6 protein-coding genes are annotated in these 15,984 nt (G+C 62.4%); all 6 read right to left on the bottom strand.

All coding sequences use genetic code 11. The features are described 5' to 3' along the window. Positions 1-13: 13 nt before the first annotated feature. The 6 genes from LDO54_RS13230 to LDO54_RS13205 all read right to left on the bottom strand — a co-directional run bounded on the left by LDO54_RS13230 (position 14) and on the right by LDO54_RS13205 (position 15,952). Positions 14-1,867 carry a ShlB/FhaC/HecB family hemolysin secretion/activation protein gene (locus tag LDO54_RS13230; protein WP_224010940.1) on the bottom strand — a complete coding sequence of 618 codons (1,854 nt, stop codon included), beginning with the start codon at positions 1,865-1,867 and terminating at the stop codon, positions 14-16. Then, positions 1,867-3,978 carry a two-partner secretion domain-containing protein gene (locus tag LDO54_RS13225; RefSeq protein WP_224011008.1) on the bottom strand — a complete coding sequence of 704 codons (2,112 nt, stop codon included), beginning with the start codon at positions 3,976-3,978 and terminating at the stop codon, positions 1,867-1,869. The genes LDO54_RS13230 and LDO54_RS13225 overlap by 1 nt, the downstream gene beginning before the upstream one ends. Before the next feature lie 712 nt (positions 3,979-4,690). Beyond that, complete coding sequence (locus LDO54_RS13220; RefSeq protein WP_224010938.1) at positions 4,691-4,957, bottom strand: YrhB domain-containing protein; 267 nt, start codon at positions 4,955-4,957, stop codon at positions 4,691-4,693. Further along, positions 4,954-13,335 carry a beta strand repeat-containing protein gene (locus LDO54_RS13215; protein WP_224010936.1) on the bottom strand — a complete coding sequence of 2,794 codons (8,382 nt, stop codon included), beginning with the start codon at positions 13,333-13,335 and terminating at the stop codon, positions 4,954-4,956. The genes LDO54_RS13220 and LDO54_RS13215 overlap by 4 nt, the downstream gene beginning before the upstream one ends. A 140-nt stretch (positions 13,336-13,475) precedes the next feature. Then, on the bottom strand, positions 13,476-14,963 hold the full coding sequence (locus LDO54_RS13210; protein WP_224010934.1) for a hypothetical protein: 1,488 nt from the start codon (positions 14,961-14,963) through the stop codon (positions 13,476-13,478). Then, positions 14,960-15,952 carry an ATP-binding protein gene (locus LDO54_RS13205; RefSeq protein WP_224010932.1) on the bottom strand — a complete coding sequence of 331 codons (993 nt, stop codon included), beginning with the start codon at positions 15,950-15,952 and terminating at the stop codon, positions 14,960-14,962. Before LDO54_RS13205 ends, LDO54_RS13210 begins: the two co-directional genes overlap by 4 nt. Positions 15,953-15,984 lie beyond the last annotated feature (32 nt).

Raw genomic sequence — 15,984 nt, 5'->3', positions numbered from 1 at the left:
CTTTCGTGAGGAATCAGAATGCGAGATTGATCGTGCCGAGCACGAGCGTGGCGCGTGGCCCGATTTCCGCCGGACGGCAAATCTGACGCCCGACCAGGCCTTCGCCCGAGAGCTGGTGCCCGTGCCATTGCCATTGCGCACGCAAGCCGGCGCCCGTTCCAGCCAGCGCAGGGAAGCCCCCCACTGCCACCAGGCCTGCCTTGCCGGCGTCAAAAAACAGATAGGGCTCGATGCGCGCGTCGTGCCACGCCGGCACGTTCACCCACGCGAGTTCGTTGCGTGAGTACAGTCCCCGGTCGCCTGCGAGATCGCCGGACCTGAAACCGCGAATCGTGTCCATCCCGCCCAGGTAAAGCTGCGCGGTGCCGTATAAAGCCACGTTCGCGTACTGCCCGCCCACCGCACCACGCCAGGCAAACGCCTGGCCACCCAGCTTCGGTAACGGCACGGTATAGGTCGCCGTCATGTCGACTTTTGTGAACTGGGCATGCGCATCGTCACGCGAAATCCCCGCTGCGTCGTGATCGGCTTCCAGCCACGGCAACCCCTGCGAAATACCGGCATCCAGCGTCACGTTGCCCTGCGCGTCGTTAAGCAAAAACCTGTGGAGCCAGTTGCCGCCAACACGCAGCACCGCCAGGCGCTGGGGATCGAGATCAATGTCATTGACCTCACGGTCCGTGCGAAGCCACGACAGCGTGGCGTCCACGGCGGCGAGGTCGGATACCGAGCGTATGACCTGATAGTTCCAGCCGAAAATATGACTGAGCGTGCGACCATACATCAGGGCCGTCGTGCCGATCAGCTGCTGGTATTCAGAATCCGAGAGGGTATAGCTGAAGGTGTTGCGCCCCCAGGGCAGCGCGAACGAGCCGACCAGCGCGTTGCTCTCAAGGCTGTCGATGTAGTTCAGGCTCATCACCTCCTGCAGGCCGATCAGGTTGTCCATCTCCAGACCAGCGCGGTAGCGCGTTACGCCGGTCGACTGGGCGCCGTAGTTGTCAACGCCAAGCGTGCCATAAACGCGCTCGCCTGCCGGATTGCTGATCGCAATCACCGAGTCGCCCGCGGCCTGCCCCGGCAGAATCTGGACGCTGGCCTGATTGCGGCGCATGCGGTTGATCTGCGCAACCCCCTGATCGATATCGGACAGGCGCAGCGGATCGCCCGCGCCGACCGGAAATGCCGACTCGTATCCGCTGTCGGTCAGCCACCCACCTCCGGCGGAGGTCTCGTTCGTCGCGAGCCGGTGAACCGGCCTGCCGTTGACCGTGAACGCGTCAATACGCCCAACCGCGATGGTGACCTCAAGCGTGCCGGAGCTGAGATTCTGCGCTCCGAGCAGTGCCCGCGTGGTGACGTAACCCGCCGACACGTAAGCGTTCGTGAGACGTCTCAGAAGAACGTTCACGCGTCGCGAGCCCAGTTCACGCCCCGCAAATGCGGCTATGATCGACTCGAGGGTGGCGTGAGATACGGCTGTTCTGGCAACCGGCGAGCCTTTGGGTCCCGTGAGCGCGATTCGATCAATGCGAAATGTCGGTCCGGTCTCGACAATCTGGTCGACAGGCGTATCCAGCGGGATGTCCAGCGCACTCATGCTCTCAGGTGTCACCACACTGACGTCCGCAGGCGCCTGCCCGATCTGCTGCTGTCGCGCTGCGGCACGCTGCTGGTCGATCAGTTGCAGGCCCGGATCCTGAACCGGACGAACCGGAGGGGGCAAAACGGGGGCCGCTGCGGGCACAGCGCCAGGCGGCGGTGTCTGCGCATCGGCGCGGGCATTCACGAAAGCGAATATTGCTGCCGTATTCAGTAGCAAAACGAAAAACCGCTTGGCGCCGGGGGCCAGGAAATCACGCGTCATCAGTACCACCCCCAGCTCGCCAGGCCCAGATGCTGACCAATCTGCACCGGGGTGCGCGAGGGAGCCCTGAGCGTCGTGATGCCACCCGTTGCACTCGTGCCCTTGCCGCCCGAGATGTAGCCGCCATTGATGACCGCATCGCCCGTGAGTCTCACCAGGCCATCAGCCGAAAAGCCGCCGCCGACATCGGTCGCAATGATCTGCGCCCAGGTGCTTCCAAAGAATGCCTTGAAGCCATGCTCCTGGTTGATCGCTGAATAACCTGTCACGCCCGTGGCGTACGTCACAGGCGCGGTGACGTCCAGATTGCCCTGCGCATAGACGTTGCCGCCCGAGTTGATAGCGCTGGTGCCGGCAGTAATGGAGATATCGCCGCCCGACTGGATCGTCCCGCCGTAAGGCGTCACTGTGCTCGAAGCGCTACCGTGGCAGAGGATGAAGCAGCTTCGCGATTCGCTGGCCTGACCTGCAAAGACTGCGGCATTGCTGAAAGCCTGAAGCGCGGTGAGTGTGATATCGCCATCGTTCGACTGGATGATGCCGCCCGAGTTGGTGATATTCCGACCGGTGATCGTGACGTTACCTGCTGTCGACGCGATATAGGCGAGCTGGTCCGGCTCGGTCACCGTACCGTAGTCCACATCGAAGCCGCTCGAAGTATGCTGAAAGAAGAGAAACCTTCCGCCTTCGCGTGAGTAAGCGAGCGGCGCACCGCCGTTAACGCCGCCCGTGTGATCGATGACGTTGTTCACGTCACCCTGTGCGGCAAGGGTAACGTTGCCATTGGCCAGCATCCGGGCGTTATCGTTGATGATGTCGCCCTGCGCGTTCAACACCGCGGCGCCATTCGCGGCAAACAGGATGCCGAGGTTCGTGGCATCGGAACGGTTCGTGATGCTGCCGCTGGCGTTAAGCGTGAGGTCTCCACCACTTGCCACGCCTGAGCTGGCGATGAGCCCTGCCTGAAGCTGGCTGCCGACGATATTGATGTCACCGGTCGCCGTGAGCGAAAGCGCATTGTCTGCCGTAATCTTCGAAAATCCGGTTGAGTCATCGGTAATGGCCATGGCCGCGGCCGAGAGCGTGGTGCTGTTCGCAGCGCCCACTGTCATGCCCTGCGCGGCAAGCGCGCCCGCAGCCGTCAGTCCCACGTCGTTGCCCGCTAACACCTGCCCGTCGGCAAGCGACATGGCGCCACCGGACGTTATCGTGGCATCGCCACTGGCCTGCACCGTTGTCGCCTTCATTGCCATGGCACCGCCGGCGACAAGTGATGCAGCGTTCGCTGCAGTAATGGAACCCGCCGTTGTCGTGATGTCGCCATCGGCCTGCACGATCACATCGCCCGCAGTCGCATAGAGGCTGCCCGCACTGCGTACGCCTGCGCCCTGATCGGTGACAACCAGTTCCACGCGCCCCCCGGTCAATCCGCCCGCCGCTGTAATGTCGACCGCAATCCCGGAGTTCAGTGTTTTGGCAGGCGTTGTGCTCGCAAGCCAGTCGTGGCTGTCGTCCGACGGGGAATAACCCGTATCGTATGTACTGGTGCTACTGCCGATCATGGCCCGCACGCCGTCGTTCGAACTTGTAAAGCTGTTGGTGACCGGGCCATTCACGGCCAGCTGCTTCGCGATGAGGTCTAGATTCACCAGCGTGCCAGACAGCCCACCCGGGCCGATCGTTATCGTGCCGCCGCTGGTCGTGAGCACCACGTTGCGCTGGATCTGGCCGGGTGAAATCGTCGTATCGCTGAAGCTCACCTGACCGGTCGAAAGCACGACGTGCCCGGCGTTCACGAATGAGCCGCCGTCGACAGTGATACCGTTCGGGTTGGCAAGGATGACATTCGCTCGAGGCCCGAGCACCGAAATAGCGCCCTGGATCAGCGAAGGATTCGTGCTGGTAACCTGGTTGACGATCGTGCCAGCGTTCACACCGACGTTGTTCAGATCCGCGCCAGACTTCGAGACATTGAACGAAGAATAGGTGTTATTCGAAACGCCACCAATTGCAGGCGCAATCGCAACGGTCTGATGACCGTTCGCTGCCGTTGTGACACTGGTCACCGTGCCTGCGTCGGGCACGATGCCAACCGCGTGAGCATCGGCCATCGCAAACACGAGCGACACCCAGATGCACAACTGCCTCAGTCTGAAGACGCGTTCCCCGGACAACTCAACGTGGTCCTTCATATTCTTCTCTATTGTTCTCAGATTCATACCACGCACAGATTCACCAATCCATACGGTCACACTTGATCAGGATTCCATATTTCTATAAATTTCCACGATGCAGCGCCCCGAACTTCAGAAACCCATCTGCAAAACTTCCCTGACGTCTTTGCTCACAAGTAGCGTGTCGCCTTCGCAGTGAATACCTGCTGGTTCCGTACTAACCGCACACACCCTTATCTATCCACGAAATCCTCGACTCACTGATTGCTGGAACGGGAGCGAACGACACCTTTACTGCCCCGTTGTCCCGAGACGAACCACGACGCCGGGCAGTCGTCGACACAGCAGCTGCGCAATTCGATGCCCGCGTCGAACAACTGGCTACATGACGAACATCGCACTATTGCCGACGAACGGCTTCGGCGCACAATCGATGGAGTCCGGCAAATGCGGCCCAACGAGGACGCGCGCAGCAAGGTCGCAGTGAGGATTTTCTATCGGCGCTCCTCGGACCATGCTGTGCCTAGCGCCATCGCGCTCGCCGACGCCATCAAGCACGAATCAGTCATGTGACTGGGCTCGCTTTACTGATGCTGTCGGTCAGTTTCGGGCGTGCGACTATCCCGCCCGTCAATCTACTTTCATAACATCAATTGCGACGCTGCCATTTTTCAGGTCGGCACGGGCCGACATGGAGACCATCTCGACTAACAAAGACTGGCCAGTTTCCCACGAGTGAAGCGTTCATATCTCCGGTCGTCAAGAACTCAACCGACTGGTAAGGGAAGTACCATCCATCGTCGTCTTCCATGATTCGCGAATCAACGATGGAGTAAGGCACCCCACCTGGTCTGCTCTGCTGTTCCGCGAGATACTCAAGCGCCAACTTCTTCGCAGCGGCAAGATCAAGCGTCATGGCAATACTCCAAATTGAAAGTGCGAGAAGTACTGAAAATTCGCCGCGCCACCAGCACCAATTTGACCGTCGATATAATTCACTGTGCCATTTTGCACGACAGCATTCCATACGTGCCCAGTAACGCCGTCCGTTCCATACACAACTGCTCGTGTCCCATTCCCACCAGCAAGCAGTGCGGACTCGATATTTTGCTGTGTCGTCCAGCCACTAAACGTGGTGCCATACATCTGGCCGAGTTGAGTAAATGGCACAGGTGTCGCGCGAGGCAATGCGCTAGCAGGACTTCCAGTAGTAAGTAAGTTGTCGACAACTGCCACGCAGTTCGTGCAATTCTGCAACGACCCCGTAGGGTTCACATTCTTAACACTACCCGCATCCGCTGCAAGAACGCCTGCACTGTATGTGCCCAGCGCGGTTTCAAATGCCGATGCAACTGGCGCACTGAGCCCCATCGTCGCATACATCTCTCCCAGCGTGCCGAGCGTCGCATTGTTGTACTGAAAATATTGCGTGAAATCCGCCATCCCCGGCAGCGAGAAGGTCGCCAGATTCAGCGCCGTATTTCCCATCCCGGCAAGCACGTCCTGTCCGGCGGCAGAATCCATCGCAGGAACATCAGCACCCGCATTCAACGCGTTGCTGGTGTTATTGATTAGCGCGGTAATGAACTTGCCGCAGCTGTTATGCTCGCAGAAGTTGTTCAGTGTCTCGTTCTGGGCCGCTGTCACCGCACCCTGCACATTGAATCCAAGAGCACCCGCGACGCTACCGCTTACCAGCGTCTCAATTCCAGCCAATGCAGCGGGAGAGAGATCACCACTGCTGTTGATAATCGGGTTCAGGCCAGCGGAGATTGCGCCTCCCACGGCCCCCCCGGCACACCCTGTCCCCTCAGCAGCACTCGCCGCACACCCCAGTGCCGCGTGTGCTGCAACATACGCCCCTTCGTTCAGACCATCGTTCTTTGCATCTCCGATAGAGAAGGCCGCAGCCGCTGCCAGATTGGATACACCATCGTTACGCAGATCCGTGAGGAAGCTGCCGCCTTCGATTGCGCTTTGCACGCCGGCCTGAATGCCGGTAATCGCCCCGAGTGCCAGCGCAGTCTGCAATGTGGTGCCAGGCGCCGATGATGCTCCCGGCAATATGACGTTGCCAACCGCCTGAACGCCAGCCAGCGCAGCAAGGCTAGTCTTCGACGCTTCTGTCGTGAAACCCAGTGCACCATTCGCGTACGTGATCCCGTCGGTCAACCCCGCTGTCAGGAATGCAGTGGTACCCGCTTCAAGCAGACTCGCAACGCTGAAGCTGCCATTGCCAAACGCAACCTGGGAAAGGGAATTGCTGACCATCCCACCGACTGCAGCGGAAATCGCGGCATTGCCCACCCCTGCCGCAGTGCCCGCCCCGGCAGCAGCGAAGGTCGCGCCTGATCCTGCCGTCGCTCCCGCAGCAGTTCCAACAGCGAGCGACGCAGCCCCCGCCGACATGACGGCAATGGCAACGATCACCGCCATCTGGAAGATCGTATCGAACGTCGACGGCGCACCGATGAGCTCGGTGTGCAGGTTGTCGCTCGCCGTGGTCTGCGTGAACTGGTTGCCAAGCTGGCTCTTCAGGTTCGCCAGCAGCTGGGAGGTCGCCGCCGCGTTTTCGCTGCCATCCGCGTTGACCTGCGTGAGCGCCCCCCCAATCTGCGTCAGCGTATCGACGTTGAGCTGGTAGTTGGCGGCCGACATGTAGCCGCCCTGCTGCACCACGGTGCCGGTCGTCTTCGCAAGCAGACCGTCTGTTACGAGCTCATAGATGGTGCCGACGTTGGTCGAGCGTTGCTCGTTGGTCAGCGAGCCGGTGTCGACGCTCAGATTCTCTGCAGTAACAGTGCCGGTATTGAGGATGCTGTTCGCGTAATCGAGCGCGACGTTCGTGCCCGTGATCGTGCCGTCGGCGTTGACCTGTGCAAAGTTCTGCGGCAACAGCACCTCAGGCATCAGTGCCTGGACGGTCGGGCACACGCCGTTGCCCGTGGCCGTGCAGCCCGGCTCCGGCACCGTCTCCTCGACATACCAGAGCATCGGCTCGTTGACGAGCGCGAGCTGCGTCTGGCTCAGTTGCGTGCCGAGCGCGACGTTGTTCTGTTCCGCGTACTGGAGCGCAGCACCGTAGAGCGCAGCCGTGTCAAGGTTGCTGACGCTCGTCTGGCTCGTCGCGTCCGTCGTCGACGGCAGCGCATAAAAGCTGGCCTTGCCGGTCTCCTGCAGCGCTGCCTGCTCGACCTGCTGTGCCTGCGTATAGGGATCGTAGTAGAACTGTGTCGTATCCGGCTGGAGGCTCGCCGGCAACTGGCTCAGTAGCGCCGCGGGAGAGAGGTCGCTGGTCACGGCCGCTGCCGGGCTGTTCACCAGATACGAAACACTGATCGTCTGTCCGCTCACCGTCGTCACGCTCGTCGCCGCCGGCGCGGCCGTGCTGCTCACCGCGGGCGCGGTTGGACTGCCCACGGTTGTCGCGCCGATCATCGACTGCTGCGGCACGTCCGCCGTGCCCGTTACCGATACGCGCTCCCCGCTCAGGTTCGTCACCTGACCCGCCGCATTGATGGTGGTGGTCGCAGACGAGGGAACGGAAGGCGGCCCAAGGGTGATCACCTGACCGGAAACGGCGGGCGGCGGGGTATAGACATTCGGATTGGTGAGGCCATTCACCAGCGTCGAACCGGAAAGGCTGACGGTCTGCCCGATCACATTGCCCGTGTTCGTCAAGGTGGGCGAGCGAACCGCGAGCGTGTTACCCGCCTGGATCGTTCCGGGCACGAAATCCGGAAGACCGACTGACGACGGCAGGCCCGCCGGATCCTGCGCCTGGCCCGCATTCCATGCACTGCCGTACAGGCTCGCGCACAGCGCCGGATTATTCGCGCAGCCCCACGCCGTGTAACCATTCGCACCCGAACTGGAATGCCAGTACGCGCCCAGATACTGGTTGTCACTCGTGGCAGCCGCCGTCGCGCTGATGGTGACGTTGTTGAGCCCCGTGATCAGGCTGCCGGTATTCGCGAACGAGCCCGCGCTCAGGTTGACATCATGATTTGCGACGATCGTCGCTGCGCTGGCCGATTGAACGTCGACCCAGGCTTCGCAGTTGAAAGTGCAACCAGTGAAGGGCGTCGCACTGCCGTAATTCTGGTGAATCTGCACAGGCGCCGCGATCGTGTTCACGAGGCTCGCAGCGCTGATGTCGACGTCATTGCCTGCGGCAATCGCGCCGGAGGTGTTCGTCACGCCAGCTGCCTGTGTGAGATTCGTCGGCGTGCCCGAAGCGTCACCTGCGACCGTGCCAGTGCCCCCAATCACAACATTGCGACCTGCTACGAGATTGCCGTAGGTATTGTTGACGGTGTTCGCCGCGATGACGATGTCGTTGCCTGCCGTCACATTACTGTTGATCTGCTGGTAACTGTAGGTCTGCGAATTATTGTTACTTGTTGCCGCCGCGTTGCATCCTGTGTAGCCCGCTGCGCAACCGACCGTGGTCGTCACGGTGCCAGTGCTGGTTCCCTGGTTTGTAAAACTGCTCGCGGACACATTGACGTCGTTCGCGGCGGTAATCGTACCCGCGTTCACCAGATCGCCGCCCGACAGGTTCACGTTGTGACCCGCGACGATCTCACCGGTTGCCCCCTGAACCGTAATCGATGACGACGTCGAAACCGGCGTCACGGTGCCCGGCGCGTCGAGGGTGATGCCCTTCGTCGTGATACAGAAGCCGCGATCACTCGCGCACGTTGCTGACGTGCCATCGGCAGCATAGAAGCTGCCCCAGACCGAGATGGTGGACGGTGCGGCTGCGAGAAAGGCGTTGAGGGAGGCGAGGTCCACGGTGTCCGTCACCGTCGACGAATAGGTCGTCCCACTGTTGTTAAGCGACTGCACGCTCACGCTCGCGTCATGCCCGGCGCTCACCGTTCCGCTCTGGTTATTGAGTGTATTGGCCGTCAGGCTCAGATCGTTGCCTGCAGCGATGACCGAGCTTGACGACGTCCCGCCACCCGTCGTGGTGATCGTCTCTGTTGCTGTCGGAAGATCGATGGTCTTCGTTGCGATCGCATGCGCCGCATTCTCCGCAGTCTCGACAAACCAGAGGTTCTCGATATTGCCATTTGCGTCGGGCGTCGGAATCTCAACGAAGGTGATCGTGTTGCCACTGATCGCAGCAGGCTGCACATTGGCTTTGGCCCAGCTCACGTGAACGGCTGCAGTCAGCGCATCAATCGAAGTCGGGTCCGCCACGCCGGTGGGAGAAAGGGCATCGGCGAGTGTGACGGTGGGATTGTTGTAGGACCAGGTCGTGCAGCAGTAAAATCCCGCCTCTCCCGAACCGTAATAAAACGAATAGGCGACCGTGTCGCTGCCGACCGTGAGTCCCAGCGCAAGCCCCGGATTCGCGACAGTCGTCGTGGTGGTGGTTGTGCCGCCCGTTCCGGTTGCTCCGGAATTGATGACATCGTTCGCCGCAATCGTGAGGTTGTTCGTCGCCGACAGCTTGCCCCCGGCGTTGACGAGATTCCCCGTCAGGCTGATCGCCATGTTGCCGGCACCCGATGCGCTGCTGCTGTTGCCCGCGGCCGTGGTGCCGTTCGAGTTGTCGTAGGCGGTCCCGCTGATGGATATCTGGTTGACGGCCTCAACGGTACCAGCGTTTGTGCCCGAACCAGCAAGCGTGAACGCGTCGCCCGCCTGCACCGTTGCGCCTGCAGCATTTGCGAGTGCACCGTTGACCGTGACATCATGCCCGTTCAGCGTTCCAGAATTCGACACCGTCCCGTTCAGGGTCAGTGACCCCGTGCCCTGGTTGATCGTCCCGGTATTGCTGATGCCTCCCGAAGCGCTCACCGTGACGGCCGTATCCGGCAGCGTCCACGTGCCCGTATTGCTGACGGACTTTGCACTGAGACTGAGCGCGTTGCCGCCGATGACCGTCCCGAATGCGCTGGAAGACGGATCGACGCTCTGGTTGGGTAGCGCCAGCGTCACGCTGTTCTGCCCGAGAATCTGCCCGTTCACGTTGTTGTATGAGCCATTGCCACCGGTCACCGTCACGCCGGTATCGCCTGTCGCAGCAGCCGGATTCGAGGTGTCACCCGCGTAGATCAGGCTGCTGTTCGCAAGCGAACCGGTGCTCAGCGTAAGCGCATTCGTGCCGAGCAGCCCGCCCGTGTTGGTCGTCGCGCCCGACACGGTGAGATTCGAGTTCAGACCATAGATCGTTCCGGAGTTGACCAGGTTCGCAGCCGTGAGCGCCATCGTTTCCAGCGACGACAGCGCCCCCTGGTTCGTCACTGTGCTTCCCGAGACGGCGAGGTTGCCCTGCGCCATCTGCGTCCCGACGTTCGTCACCGTGCCGCCGGCGAGCGTGGCGCTGCCCATGTACGCGGCCGTCCCACCCGTCGTCAGGCTCGTGGTGCCCGTTGCACTGTACGTGCCCCCGATCACCGCGTTGGCCGTCGTCACGCTCGCCCCGGAAAGCGTGGCATTGCCGGTCACCTCCAGCGCAGGCGCGCTGGTGCTGTATGCGGCGTTCAGCTGGCCGGCGGACGTATCGACGTGATTCGTGGCAGTCGCCGTGAGATTGCCGCCCACCGCAAGACCCTGCGTCGTGATGCTGGTGCCCGTCAGCGTGGCATCCTGCGAGACCGTCGTCTGGGCATCTAGCGTCAGATTCTGTCCTGCACTGAGCGTCGCGGTGCCCGCTGTCGATACCGCGCCGGCTGCCGCGAAGTTACCACCCCGGGCACTGATCGCCAGGCTGCCAAGCGACTGCACCGTGCCCTGCGCGTTGACGTCGGTGCCCGCGGTCACATTCATGGCGCCGCCCGAGAGCGCATTGCCGAGCGTGGCGCTGCCACTGGTCGCCGTCAGCGTTTGCGTGCCGACCGTCGTCGTCGCGCCTACAGCCAGGTTCTGGCCTGCCGTGGCGGAAAGATTGTTGCCCGTCTCGATCGCACCGCTGACGCTCAGGTTGTTGCCTGCCGAAAGCGTGGTGTTGTTTGCAACGCTGATACTGCCCGTGCCGTTGAGGTTGCGCCCGGCCGTCACGGTGGCATTGCCCGTGCCGTCCACTTCGAGACCGCCGTCCAGGTTCGCATCGCGTGTGGCGGTGACGGTTGCGCTGTCACCGCTGTGTACGCTGCCTGTGACGGTCGCGTCCTGCCCGGCCGAGATCGCGATCGTACCCGGTCCCGTCAACGATCCCGCAATGGATACCGTGCCTGCGCTGGAGCCGACCTGCGCGTTACCGCCGCTGTAGACCGTGCCGCCCAGGCTCACCCCCTGCTGGCCGTTTGCCGCAAGCGTGCCCAGCGACGTTACCTGGCTGGCCGTTGTCAGCGTGCCCCCGGCCGTGAGCGCCATGTTGCCAACCGACCCGACCACGCCGTTCAGGGTGACATTGCCGCCGGCATTGACCGACAGGGCGGCGCCGCTTACGAGGTTGCCGCCGAGCGTCGCGTCCCCGCCGCCTGTGAGCGTGACCGCGCCTGGCGCCGTCACGGCACCGCTCATCGACAGCGTGGTGCCAGCGCTCGCCGTCACGTCCGTTCCAGCCTGAACATTGCCCGTCAGCCCGACGGCCTGGCCCGCGGTGAGCGATACGGCGTCCTGCGCCGAGGCCAGATCGCCACTGCCCGAGATCGAGCCCGACTGTGCGCTGAGCGTCACAGCCCCCTGCGCCTGCGTGGTGCCCCCCAGCACGATGTTCTGTCCGGCGCTCACGCTCGCGACGTCATTCGACTGGAGGTTACCGGCCACGCTTGCCGTCCCGTCCGTCGCGGTGAGACTTGCCGCCCCCACCGACGATACGGCGCCCTTTACCGTCGCATCGTTGCCGCCCGAAAGCGACACGGTACTGCCACCCTGCACCTGTGCGTTGATGGTGAGGTCAGCGCCCGCGCTCGCCGAGATCGTGCCTGGAGCCGTCAGGGCTGAGTTGACCGTGAGATCGCCAGTCGTGGCCTGCAGCGCGATCGTCGCGCCCGACACCGAACCCACCGTCATCGAGTTGACGGCATTGAGCGTGGCGCTGCCATTGGCCGCGACGGACGTCGCGTTCAGATTGCCGCCTGCGGCAAGCGAAACATTCTGGCCCGCAGACACCGGTGCAGTCGCATTGATGTCGCCGTTGGCGCTGACCGTATAGTTCTGGTTCGCCAGCGAAGTACCGGTGATGTTCGTCGCGCCCACGCTCGTGAGAGTGACGTTCTGGCTGGCAAACGTCTGCGCAACCGTCACGTCGCCGTTGGCGTTGACGACGACATTACCTGCCGTCGCAGCGAGCGGCCCCTGCATGTTCACACCCATGCCGGCCGCGGTGGAAACGATGAAGATGGTGCCGCTCGTCACCGATCCGTACTGGCTCGCGTCGATCGCAACGCTGCCGTTGCCGCTGCGGGAGCCGATGGCCGCAGCAGTATTCGTGCTGCCGCTGGAAGCCGTCGTGTAAGTGTTACCGGTGGTGGCCGAAGCGGAGGGCGTGACCAACTGGTTGCCCGCGATCACGTTCACCCGGTCATTGGCCTGGATGGGCGCGTTGAGCGAAATGGTCTGGCCGATCAGATCGATATTGCCAACTGTCCCGGCAATGCCCGCACCGGGGGTGCCGTCGTTGCCGGGCGGCCCGTTGATCGAGATGTTGCCGCCGTTCACGTTCCAGGCGAGTGCCCCCGCGTTGTCCCAGGTCGTCGGCGTGCCCCCTGCGGTCGTGATGAACTGCGGCACGCCGGTCGTGAACGTGAGGTTCGAGATGTTCGTGAGGGCGGTGCCGCCCGGAATCGAGATGCCGTTGGGATTGGCAATGATCAGGGATGCAGAATTTCCGAAAACCTCGAGCGGTCCCGCAATCACCGACGCATATTGACTGCCGGTCGATGTGACCTGGGCCAGAATTGTCGAGGCGGTGCGTCCTGCCAGATTCGGGTTTGCACTGACCTGACCGCCGTTCAGCGAGGTACCCGATACCAGGCTGTTATTGAAAATGACGCCCTGCGCGCCGACGGAGAAACTCTGGAATTGCGAGACAGAAAGGCCGTTCGCATTCGGCGCGGGAATGTTGATCACTGCCGCGCCGCCGCTGCTCTGGGTGATGGTGGGCTGGAACGGGACCGGTGCGCGAGGATCGACGATGGGGGCCGCCCGGGCGACTTCGTCACAGAGCAGCACGGCCGGCGCAAGATACATGACAACCGCCATGATTGCCGCCGTCACGCGCCGCCACAGTGCATGGCGCGCGGGCGTAAGCCGTGCGTTTTCAAACTGCAGTCTGCCTGCTGCCACCGCGCGCTGCATGGCGCGTGCGGCAAGCAGCACTTCCCCGTTTCGCATGATGGTCTTTCTATTCTGGTCTGGTCAGCGGTTGAACATCCCGCTTTTCTGTATACGAATACTGCAGGGCGAGACGGTACATCGCGATGATTTGAATACCTTCAAAAGTAACCGTTTGTTACATTTTTATTCTGGATTATTCATCGCGCATGAGGTGAGCGTCTTTTTTTCAGTTGATGCTCATTGGCGTGAATCTGCGCAACAGATGCACAACGCATGCCCGAAGACGGCAGCTTCGTGAGCGGTAAACCCAGCTCGCTAATCAAAGGTCGTTCGACATGCGAGGGATCCAGGGCAATGACGCAGAGCTGCGCCGCCCCGGGAGCGGTGCCGGTATCGCGCACAACAACCGCGCGCGATGAAAAGTCCCTGACGGGAAACGGCAGCCATTGCATGTGCTGGCTCGCCCCAGCCGATCGTGCTTCCACAAGGTAGGTGTAGAAACTGTCCAGGCACGCTGTCGTGAGGCCATGCAACGTCAGCCACTGCCCGGCTTCACGGCTCCAGGAAGCCGGCGCAATGGGCGCGTCGAGAGACAGCCAGATCGCCAGGCCCAACGGCCCATGAAATGGTTGCTGGAACAGCGATCCTGGCTGACCGACTCCCTCCCACTTGCAGCGCCACCGCAGCATCGCGTGCGCAACAGGACACCATGGCGTCGCAGCGGATGCCCTCATGGGCACGCACATCTGTTGCACAGCCAGACGCACACACCTGCGATGGGCGCGCCCGACTGTCTTCGCGATACGGCGCAGCACGGCCTTGTAGCAGCTACGCGCCTGGGCGTCGTCAGGATGACCACTGGTGCTGTCGGGGAAATCGCCAGGCGCATTCACCCCCGCCCAGACGTTCCCGGCGGATTCTGCCCGGGTCATGGCCGACGTCAGACCGAAGGTGATCCACGGCGCAGCCACCGCGTGGAGCGAATTCGCCCGGCCTCTCGCCACCTGGCCGCCCAGCGGATCGAACGTGCCCACCACGACATCCGTTTGCAGTACGAACGAAGGGGTGGGCAGCAGCGTAAGCGGCGCGCATCTCGCGGCCTGCCACCGTTGGCGACGACGCAGGCGGAGGTCATCGATGCCGCTGGCTGGCTCACACCAGGGATGCGAACAGGTCGGGCAGCTAAATGGCGTCCTGAAGAGGTCGGCACGCAGACAATAAGGAATCGCCGCGCCGCATTGCTCGCAGTACTCGCGTAACGGCACGTGGTGAAAAGGGCACTCCCCCAGCCTGTAGTACTGGAAGGCAGTCAGATGCACGCCGTCCCGCGCGCATCTGGCACACCAGCGCAGGCTCGGAGACGCAACAAGGTGCGCCTTCCCCGAGGGCATGACGAAGGCGGCCGCGACATCGACAAGGCGAAGGCGCAGCAGGTCCATCATGCGCTGCAGGTCGAAGCGTCGCGCATCACGCAGGTCGATCTTCCGTGGGACCGCCTTCATGCCGCCACGGCTCCAGGCAAAGGACTCAGCGAGCGCCTTGCAGGAGAGTGCGTTCAGACGCTGGAACTTCGCAAGCAGCGCGAAGGCTGACTCTCCCTGCACATGCCAGTCGTCACGCCAGCACCACGGATCGTGCTGCAAGGGATGGTCGTCCGGCAGCAGGATGTCGAAGCGTCGCGTCACTGCGGGCCTGCGTCATCGACGAAGACGATCCGCAACGCTTCGAGCGCGGCGACGAAATTGGACTCGCCAACGGCCTCGTCCCAGCAGGCGCGGCTCAGCTCGAAGCGTGGGCCGTCGTGCTCCATGTTGCCCGTCAATGCGATCTCGACCGAGCGCGCCACAAATTCCATAGGTAACTCGAGCGCAAAATCAAATCTGGCAAGGCGGTGCGCGGCTTCGAAGGAGTCCCAGAGGATCTGCTGCTGCGCGCCCAGCCGGAATCCGTTATCGAACGCCCGCTGCAGGAAAAAGCGTGTATAGGTCCAGCCACTTTCCTCGGGAAATACCGAGCTGTCGTAGGCGGCGAGCGACATCTTCAGGTCGGCTGGCGCGCACAGACCGGTAAAGCGCATCTCCTCAATCATGAAGCGCGAGACGATCTGCGAGGTATCGACGTTCTGCGTGAACGCGCTCCTGCGGTTCAGAAGTCCGGGCTGGCCCACCAGAAACACGAACATGCGGATGCCACGACGCCCGAGCTCGTCCTGCACATCGCGCAGCCATTCGTAATGCTCCAGTTCCAGTCGCTGCGCTTCATCGACGAACACGACAAGTGTGTTGCCCGATGCCCGTGTAACGAGCTCGCCCAGCTTGTGGTAGAGCCGCAGGCGGCGCTGCAATGCGGTGCCGCTGTCCGGGCGGGCATGCCGGGCGGCCTCGAGCAGCATGCCGAAGAACAGGGCTTCCGAGTGTGACGGATTCTGCGGCATGCCAAACGTGAGTACGACCACGCGCGGCAGTTCGTGACGCAGCAGACGCACACAGTACCGGACGGCGTATGTTTTGCCCCAGCGGGTGTGCCCGTAGATCAATGCCCCCGTCACGCCGCGCCGCAGACAGTGCCGCACGCGCGCATACATCGCCGCGATCGCCGGTGTCGGTACGATGTACGACTGGCTCGAAAGCGGATGATCGGCAGCGTCGACAGGCCGTTTCAGGGCGTCGAGCATCGCTTCAGTACGTGAAGATTTTCGTGAGCCAC

Origin of the sequence: Paraburkholderia tropica, from assembly GCF_914484835.1 — a bacterium.
In the GTDB taxonomy this organism is placed as follows: Bacteria; Pseudomonadota; Gammaproteobacteria; order Burkholderiales; family Burkholderiaceae; genus Paraburkholderia; species Paraburkholderia tropica_A.
Note: the sequence above shows the minus strand (reverse complement) of the source record. Positions and strands in the feature narration are given on the sequence as shown.

Bases quoted from the DNA above. Each gene is read 5' to 3' on its own strand.
- LDO54_RS13220 (WP_224010938.1), bottom strand. From the start codon at position 4,957: ATGACGCTTGATCTTGCCGCTGCGAAGAAGTTGGCGCTTGAGTATCTC.
- LDO54_RS13205 (WP_224010932.1), bottom strand. From the start codon at position 15,952: ATGCTCGACGCCCTGAAACGGCCTGTCGACGCTGCCGATCATCCGCTT.
- LDO54_RS13230 (WP_224010940.1), bottom strand. From the start codon at position 1,867: ATGACGCGTGATTTCCTGGCCCCCGGCGCCAAGCGGTTTTTCGTTTTG.
- LDO54_RS13215 (WP_224010936.1), bottom strand. From the start codon at position 13,335: ATGCGAAACGGGGAAGTGCTGCTTGCCGCACGCGCCATGCAGCGCGCG.
- LDO54_RS13225 (WP_224011008.1), bottom strand. From the start codon at position 3,978: ATGGCCGATGCTCACGCGGTTGGCATCGTGCCCGACGCAGGCACGGTG.